General features: G+C 63.9%; 6 protein-coding genes and 1 pseudogene. 3 read left to right on the forward strand and 4 right to left on the reverse strand.

The genetic code is table 11. The features are described from left to right. Window positions 1-45: 45 nt before the first annotated feature. From AB4O25_RS10195 to AB4O25_RS10210, 4 genes are all read right to left on the reverse strand, one after another. Complete coding sequence (locus AB4O25_RS10195) at window positions 46-1,440, reverse strand: aspartate aminotransferase family protein (protein WP_065876505.1); 1,395 nt, start codon at window positions 1,438-1,440, stop codon at window positions 46-48. A gap of 171 nt (window positions 1,441-1,611) precedes the next feature. Further along, the gene (locus tag AB4O25_RS10200) at window positions 1,612-2,379 is read right to left on the reverse strand and encodes an N-acetylmuramoyl-L-alanine amidase (protein WP_460150839.1); all 768 of its coding nucleotides are present in this window, start codon (window positions 2,377-2,379) and stop codon (window positions 1,612-1,614) included. A gap of 121 nt (window positions 2,380-2,500) precedes the next feature. After that, window positions 2,501-3,823, reverse strand: a complete 1,323-nt coding sequence (locus tag AB4O25_RS10205) for an ATP-binding protein (RefSeq protein WP_017527668.1) — start codon at window positions 3,821-3,823, stop codon at window positions 2,501-2,503. Continuing rightward, window positions 3,820-4,500, reverse strand: a complete 681-nt coding sequence (locus AB4O25_RS10210; RefSeq protein ID WP_017527667.1) for a response regulator — start codon at window positions 4,498-4,500, stop codon at window positions 3,820-3,822. Before AB4O25_RS10210 ends, AB4O25_RS10205 begins: the two co-directional genes overlap by 4 nt. A 176-nt stretch (window positions 4,501-4,676) precedes the next feature. On the opposite strand from AB4O25_RS10210, the gene dsbD reads away from it, so the two are divergent. The 3 genes and pseudogenes from dsbD to dsbG all read left to right on the forward strand — a co-directional run bounded on the left by dsbD (window position 4,677) and on the right by dsbG (window position 7,985). Continuing rightward, entirely contained in the window at window positions 4,677-6,404 is a 1,728-nt protein-coding gene (gene dsbD, locus AB4O25_RS10215) for a protein-disulfide reductase DsbD (RefSeq protein ID WP_017527666.1), read from the forward strand. Further along, a pseudogene (locus AB4O25_RS10220) lies at window positions 6,404-7,248 on the forward strand (prolipoprotein diacylglyceryl transferase family protein). The gene dsbD and the pseudogene AB4O25_RS10220 overlap by 1 nt, the downstream one beginning before the upstream one ends. Next, window positions 7,224-7,985 (forward strand): thiol:disulfide interchange protein DsbG, encoded by a 762-nt coding sequence (dsbG, locus tag AB4O25_RS10225; RefSeq protein WP_460150840.1) that lies wholly within the window; start codon window positions 7,224-7,226, stop codon window positions 7,983-7,985. The pseudogene AB4O25_RS10220 and the gene dsbG overlap by 25 nt, the downstream one beginning before the upstream one ends. The last annotated feature ends 28 nt before the right edge of the window (window positions 7,986-8,013 follow it).

The raw sequence follows: 8,013 nt of genomic DNA on the forward strand, positions 1-8,013 counted from the left end.
CGCGCAGCGCTGATATCTGTAGAAACGTACCAAGTCGTCGAAAAATTAGAGGCTGGCGACCGCGGCCGCCAGGGCTCGCCCGAAAATCTCGGCCACACGGTCGACTTCGGCGGCGGTAATCACCAGCGGCGGCAGGAAGCGCACCACGCTACCGTGTCGGCCGCCCAGCTCCAGGATCAGCCCGCGCTTGAGGCATTCGCGCTGCACACGCGGCGCCAATTGGCGGTCCACGGGCGGATGGCCCTGGATATCCGGCGTACCGTGCGGGTCTACCAGTTCCACGCCGAGCATCAGCCCACGACCACGAATATCCCCCAGTTGCGGGAAATCCCGTTGCAGGATGCGCAGATGCTCGCCAAGGCGTTCGCCCATGGCCGCGGCATGGCCGGCCAGGTCGTGTTCCTTGAGGTAGCGCATCACCGCCGAGCCTGCCGCCATGGCCATCTGATTGCCACGGAACGTCCCGGCATGCGCGCCCGGCAGCCAGGTGTCCAGCCAGTCGCGATACACCACCACCGCCAGCGGCAAGCTACCGCCGATGGCCTTGGACAGCACCACCACATCCGGGATGATCCCGGCGTGTTCAAAGGCAAACATCTTGCCGGTGCGCGCAAAACCGCTCTGGATCTCATCGACGATCAACGCCACACCGGCCTGCTCGGTGATGCGCCGCAGGCCACGCAGCCAGTCGAGGTCCGCCGGGATCACACCGCCTTCGCCCTGTACCACTTCAACAATCACCGCCGCCGGCAGCAGCACCCCGGCCTCCGGGTCGTTGAGCAGGTTTTCCAGGTAATGCAGGTTGACACGCACGCCTTGCGCGCCGCCCAGGCCGAACGGGCAGCGATAGTCATAGGGGTACGGCAAAAACTGCACGCCATTGCCCAGCAATGCACCCAAGGGTTTCTTCGGCCCCAGGCTGCCCATCAAGCTCAACGCGCCCTGGCTCATGCCGTGATAACCGCCCTGGAACGAAAGCACGGTGCTGCGCCCGGTGGCAGTGCGCACCAGTTTCAACGCGGCTTCCACCGCATCGGTGCCGGTGGGGCCACAGAACTGGATCTTGGCTTGCCGCGCCAGCGCTTCAGGCAACAGGCCGAACAGGTCCTGTACGAATTGGTCTTTGACCGGCGTGGTCAGGTCGAGGGTGTGCAACGGCAATTCGTCGCTCAGCACCTGCTGGATGGCCTGGATCACCACCGGGTGGTTGTGCCCCAGCGCCAGGGTACCCGCACCGGCCAGGCAGTCGATGAACTGGCGACCTTCCACGTCTTCCACGTAAATGCCCCTGGCACGTTTGAGCGCCAGGGGGATACGCCGTGGGTAGCTGCGGGCGTTGGACTCCTGCTGACGCTGACGGGCCAGCAGCGGCGTCTCGTCGAACTGGTAGAGCGTTTCATGCACCTGGGCGTCTTCGATACGACTGGTAGCGACTGACATTTCTCGATCCCTCAATACGCTGATGATGGTGACCAAACTGCCGATCCGTTGGCGTCTGGCCCAAGGGCATGCGCACGGATTTCCTGTTCTGGAAACGCATCAGCGCCGCAGGGATTTAGGGCCGGTAATCGTTATGGGCGGATCAAGCCTGAAAGGTGAAAGCGATCAGCGTTACAGGCCGCGGTATTTTTCGTTCAGCGCATACAAAATCGCGCAGGTCTCGGCATCCAGAAACCCACAATAATCCCGCGCCCGAAAATGCATCTGAAACGCCCGCGTCCGGAGCTCAAAGCCCTGGCGATTTTTGGCCGGTGCATAGCCATAGCGCTGGAACGCCCGCTCCACTTCCACCTCCGGCGGCAGCCCGAGGCAAAACCGGCGCTGGTACATGGCACGCGTCGCCTCATCAAACCAGGCGCCGACGCCCGCCTCGAACAAACGCCGCCAGGGCAGACGAGGTCCGGGATCGCTCTTGCGCCAAAAGGCCACGTCCGAATGTCCGAGGATGTCCGTCGGCCCAACCCGTGGGTAGCGGCCAAGAATGTCGCGCAGCAGCGCTATCAACACCTCGATCTGTTCCTCGCCATACGCAGGAAAGGTGAACACGCCACCGTCATCCCTTGCCAGGTTGACGATCTCGATGCCAATCGAGCGGCTATTGAGGTTATCCCGCCCGTCCCACTGGCTTACGCCGGCATGCCAGGCGCGCTTGTCTTCGTCGACCAGGCGAAACGCGCGCAACTCGTCGTAACCGGCGGCGCGATAGCTGGGTTCATGCGGGTCGGGCAGCAAGTAGTGAGCGCTGACGCCGTCCCGGGTCAGGGTGCGCAGGGACGACGCAAAAGGCGCCGCGGTGTAATGCACAAGCAACTGCCCAACGGGCTCGCCGTTGCGATCGTTGAAACCGGTGGCGGGGAAACTGGTGTCGATGACCAACATAAGAACCGTCCTTTTCAATACAGGCCGAGTCTTTCGGCCCGTTCAAGCACAAAAAAATTACCGCCATCCTGAAGGCTTGAACCCCAGGCGGGCGGTAACTATTTGGCACTTGGAAAAAGGATCAGCGTCGCAGTGGCATGCCCAGGTCGACACGCAACCCATCGACCTGACTGTCAAATTTCAGCGAGCACGAACAGCGCTGCACGATCGCTTGCACGATTGCCAGGCCCAGCCCGCAGCCTTCGCTGTTGCCGTTGCGCCAGAAGCGCTGGGTCAGGTATTGCAGGTCTTCGCTGGAAATCTGCTGGCCATGGTCACGCACGCGGAACACCACGTGATCCTTGGCAGTGAACACACTGAGTTCGACCCGAGTGTCCGCCGGGGTGTGGCGCAAGGCGTTATCCAGCAGGTTGCGCAGGGCCGCAACCGCCAGGCCAACGGGCATTTCCACCGGCGCGCCGGTGAGGTTTTGCGCCAGGATCAGGTCGATACGTGCGTTATCCCCCGCATTGGCATCCTCAATCGCCAGCCGCGCGACCTCTTCGGCGCTGGACTGCAAGCCATCGTCAAACGACAGGCTGCCTTCCACCCGCGCCAGCAGCAGCAATTGTTCCAGGGTGCGATGCAGGCGGTCGGCGCCCTCCTCGGCATGTGCCAGCGACTGGTCGCGGGCCGCGCCGTCGGTCATGCGCGCCACTTGCAGGTGGGTCTTGATCGCGGTCAACGGGCTGCGCAGTTCGTGGGCGGCGTCGCCGGTCAGGCGGCGTTCGCGCTCGATGGTCTTGGCGATGCGTTGCAACAGTTGGTTCTGGGTGTCGAGCAGCGGCTTGAGCTCACTGGGCAACGGGTGGATCTGCAGCGGCTCAAGGGAGTCGGCACTGCGCCGCATCAGCGCGTCACGCATGCGGTTGAGCGGCAGCAGGCTTTGGCCGATGCCCAGCCACAGCAGGCACAGGCAGCCCAGCATGGCCACGCCCACCGGCACCGACGCCGCCAGCAGGATCGACATGTTCAGCGCTTCACGCTCCACCTGGCGGTCGGCGGTGGTAATCAACAGGTCGCCACGGGACAGGGTAAAGCTGCGCCAGCCTACGCCGTCGATCGTCTGGTCGCGAAAGCCACTGCGTTGCGACTCAAGGCCCTGATCCGGCGTGGTGTGGCTGCGCGCGAGGATTTCCCCGCGCAACGAGCTGACCTGACAGGCCATGCCGCCCGGCACATGCAGCTGTTCGGTACGCAAGTGCGCGCCGCCGCTGATACTGGCCAGGCCCGGCATCTGTTCGGTCAGCCCCGCCACCATGCGCGCCGACGCCACCAGGCGCTGGTCGAGGGAAAACATCATCTGGTTACGCAGATCGTTGAGCATCCAGGCCGCCGCCAGGGCCCAGATCACTACAAAGGCAGCGCCGAGCTTGAAGGTCAGGCGCAGGCGCAGGCTCTTCACGACGCACTCTCGCCGTCGTCCGCCGGGCCCAGGCGGTAACCGAGGCCGCGCACGGTTTCGACGATGCCATTCCCCAGTTTTCGGCGCAGGTGATGGATATGCACATTGAGCGCGTTGCTTTCCAGTTCGTCGTTAAAACCGTAGACGCTGTCTTTGAGTTGTTCGCTGGAGAGCACTCGCCCCTTGTTGTGCAGCAGGGCCTGCAACAGCGCCTGCTCGCGGCGCGACAAATCAACCGGCTGGCCGCCGAGCAAGGTTTCGCGGCTGCTCGGGTCGTAGCTCAACCGGCCATGCTCGATCAAATTGACACTGCGCCCCGCCATGCGACGCAGCAAGGTTTGCAGGCGGGCGGCCAATTCGCGCAGGTCGAAGGGTTTGAGCAGGTAGTCGTCTGCGCCGGCTTGCAGGCCGTCGACGCGGTTGGTCACCGAATCGCGCGCGGTGAGGATCAGCACTGGAATTTCCAGGCCCTGGCTGCGCAGTTGTTGCAGCAGCTTGAGGCCATCTTCGTCGGGCAGGCCCAGGTCCAGCACCATGATGTCGAAGGTCGCGGCCTTGAGCATCGCCCGCGCGGCAGCGGCCGTCGCCACGCGCTCGACGGTAAAGCCCTGGGCACCGAGGCCGGCCACGATGCCGCTGGCGATCAGTTCGTCGTCTTCACAGACCAGTACGTGCATGCTGAACCCTTCATAAAAGATGGGGCGATTAGAGAAGCCGTGGATTAAGCGCGCATTATGCCGTCAAAGTTCACAACACCCGGCAATCCCTACACTCTAGAATAGCGACCGGTTAATCATCGGTTAATCAACGCCACACATTGTGTGCCTCACTTGCATCGAACTAAGGCTTGACCATGCGGCATCTGTTTACCTTTCTGCTGGTGTTGTTCGCAGGGTTCGCCCAGGCCGCGCCGGGCAACCCGTTTGAGACCAAACCCGATTTCCTGCCGGTGGGCAAGGCATTCACCTTTACCTCCGAACGTCTTGAAAGCGGCGAGACCCAGCTGTATTGGCAGATTGCCGACGGATATTACCTGTACCAGCAGCGCATGAAGTTCGATGGCCTGGCCGAAAAGCCCGTGCTGCCCCAGGGCGAAGCCCACAGCGACGAGTTCTTTGGCGAGCAGCAAGTGTATCGCCAGGGCCTGGAAGTGAAGATCCCGGCCGGCGTCACCGGCCAGGTCAAGCTGGGCTGGCAGGGCTGCGCCGATGCGGGGCTGTGCTACCCGCCGCAGTCGATCACCGTGGACCTGGGCGGCAACCCGGCAGTTGCGGCCACCACCCAGGCTCAGGACCAGAGCCTGGCCAGCGGCCTGCAACAGCGCAGCCTGGGTTGGAGCTTGCTGGTGTTCTTCGGGCTGGGCCTGTTGCTGGCGTTTGCCCCGTGTTCGCTGCCGATGTTGCCGATCCTCGCCGGCCTGGTGGTAGGCAGTGGCGCCAGTGCGCGTCGCGGCTTTGCCTTGGCCGGCAGCTACGTGGTGTGCATGGCGCTGGTGTATGCGGCGCTGGGCGTGCTGGCCGCCCTGCTTGGCGCCAACCTCGCCGCATGGCTGCAAACCCCCTGGATCCTGGGCAGTTTCGCCGCGCTGTTTGTACTCCTCGCGCTGCCGATGTTCGGCTTCTTTGAACTGCAATTGCCGGCCTTCCTGCGCGATCGCCTGGACACCGTCAGCCGCCAGCAAAGCGGCGGCAGCCTGGTGGGTGCGGGTATTCTCGGCGCCTTGTCCGGCCTGCTGGTGGGCCCGTGCATGACCGCGCCCCTGGCTGGCGCGCTGTTGTATATCGCACAAAGCGGCAATGCGCTGCACGGTGGCCTGGTGTTGTTCGCCATGGGTATCGGCATCGGTATTCCGCTGTTGCTGCTGGTGACCGTGGGTAACCGCTTCCTGCCCAAGCCGGGCACCTGGATGAACGTGCTCAAGGGCGTCTTCGGCTTCCTGTTCCTGGGCACCGCCGTGCTGATGCTTCGCCCGATCATCGGCGACAGCCTGTGGCTCGGCCTGTGGGGCGCGCTGGCGCTGGCGATGGCTTATTGCGGCTGGCGCCTGGCCCAGGATTTCGGCCGCGTGGCCATGCTGTTCGGCGCCGGCGCCGTGGTACTGGGTGTATGGGGTTGCGTGCTGGTGGTGGGCGCCGCCGGTGGCAGCGACGACCTGTGGCAACCGTTGAAGGTGTACAGCGGCTCGCGGGTTGCCGAGGCGCCGAGCGCCCATCAAGCCTTCATGACGATTAACGACCCGGCCGTGCTGCAAAGCCAGCTCGACAGCGCCAAGGCCCAGGGCCAATGGGTACTGCTGGACTACTACGCCGACTGGTGCGTGTCGTGCAAGATCATGGAAAAACAGGTGTTCGGTAAACCCGACGTGCTCGACGCGTTGAAAGACGTACGCCTGCTGCGCCTGGACGTGACCGCCGACAACGCGGCCAGCCGCGAGCTGCTTAGCCGCTACAAGGTGCCGGGGCCGCCCAGCTTTGTGTGGATCGGCCCCAACGGTGAAGAACGCCGCGCCCAGCGCATCACCGGCGAAGTGAATGCCGATGCCTTCCTGCAACGCTGGACCCAAGCCCGGGACGCCCTCTGATGCTGACCCTGACCATCGGCACCTTCGCCATTGCGCTGAATCACATCCTGCTGATCAGCGCACTGATTCTCGCCACCCTGGTGGGCTGGCGAGTGGCAAAGCGTGGCGGTGAGAACCCGGAGTCGGTGCTGTTCAGCCTGTTCCTGCTGGGCATGCTCGCAGCGCGCGTGAGCTTTGTGTTGATGTACTGGAATTATTACAGCAGCGACTGGTTGCAGATGGTCGACCTGCGCGACGGTGGTTTTCTCGCCTGGCCCGGCGTGGTCGCCCTGGTCCTGGGCGCGCTGGCCTACGGCTGGCGGCGCCCGGCGCTGCGCAAGCCGCTGAGCGCCGGGGTGGTCACCGGCCTGCTGTTCTGGGGCATGACCAGCCTGGCCCTGAGCCTCTACGACAAGGGCACGCAGCTACCGCACATCACCTTGCGCACGGCCGATGGCCAAGAGGTGCAACTGACCGACTACAAGGGTGGCCCGCTGGTGATCAACCTGTGGGCCACCTGGTGCCCGCCGTGCCGCCGCGAAATGCCGGTACTGGAACGCGCGCAGCACCAACGCCCCGACGTGACCTTCCTGTTCGTCAACCAGGCCGAAAGCATGCAAAGCGTCAGCACCTACCTGGCCACGCAAGGCCTGACCCTGGACAACGTGCTGTTCGACGCCAGCGGCCACCTCGGCCAGGCCGTGGGTTCCATGGCATTGCCGACCACGCTGTTCTACTCAGCCGACGGACGCCTGATCAACAGTCACCTGGGCGAGTTGTCCCAGGCCAGCCTGGCCCATGCCATGGAACCCTTCGACACCGCCCTGAAAGGAAACCCTCATGCCAAGCCTCCGCCACCTGCTGACCCTGCTGCCGCTGATGGCGGCGGCCACTCTGGTGCAAGCCGAAGACTGGCCGGCGCCCATCAAACAGATCGAAGCCAAGGGCGCCAAGATCATCGGCAAATTCGACGCCCCCAGCGGCCTCACTGGCTACGCCGCGCAATACCAGAACCACGGCATGGCCCTGTACCTGACCGCCGACGGCAAAAGCGTGATCGCCGGCAGCCTGTACGATGCCCAGGGCAATGACCTGAGCAGCGCGCCCCTGGAACAACTGGTGTACGCCCCGATGGCCAAGGAAGTGTGGGCCAAGATGGAAAAAAGCAGCTGGATCCAGGACGGCGACAAGAACGCCCCACGCACCGTTTACTTGTTCAGCGACCCCAACTGCCCGTACTGCAACATGTTCTGGGAACAGGCGCGGCCGTGGGTCAAAGCCGGCAAGGTGCAGTTGCGCCACATCATGGTAGGGATCATTCGCGAAGACAGCCCCGGTAAATCCGCCGCACTGTTCGCCGCCAAAGACCCGCAAAAAGCCCTGGAAGAACACGAAGCCGCCGGCAAAGGCAGCACATTGCAGGCGCTGACCAAGATCCCGGCGAATATCGAAGCCAAGCTCGAAGCCAACATGAAGTTGATGGACGAGCTGGAACTGTCGGCGACGCCGGCGATTTTCTACCTGGATGACAAGGGCGGGTTGCAGCAACAGCAAGGGGCGCCGTCGCCGGATAAGCTGGTGAAGATACTCGGGCCCAAATAGGCCGTGCCTGGGCGGGCGCTATCGGGGG

The organism is Pseudomonas sp. S3_A03, assembly GCF_054668275.1.

Coding starts and splice junctions, on each gene's coding strand:
- AB4O25_RS10195 (WP_065876505.1), bottom strand. CDS start 1,440: ATGTCAGTCGCTACCAGTCGTATCGAAGACGCCCAGGTGCATGAAACG.
- AB4O25_RS10200 (WP_460150839.1), bottom strand. CDS start 2,379: ATGTTGGTCATCGACACCAGTTTCCCCGCCACCGGTTTCAACGATCGC.
- AB4O25_RS10210 (WP_017527667.1), bottom strand. CDS start 4,500: ATGCACGTACTGGTCTGTGAAGACGACGAACTGATCGCCAGCGGCATC.
- dsbD (WP_017527666.1), top strand. CDS start 4,677: ATGCGGCATCTGTTTACCTTTCTGCTGGTGTTGTTCGCAGGGTTCGCC.
- dsbG (WP_460150840.1), top strand. CDS start 7,224: ATGCCAAGCCTCCGCCACCTGCTGACCCTGCTGCCGCTGATGGCGGCG.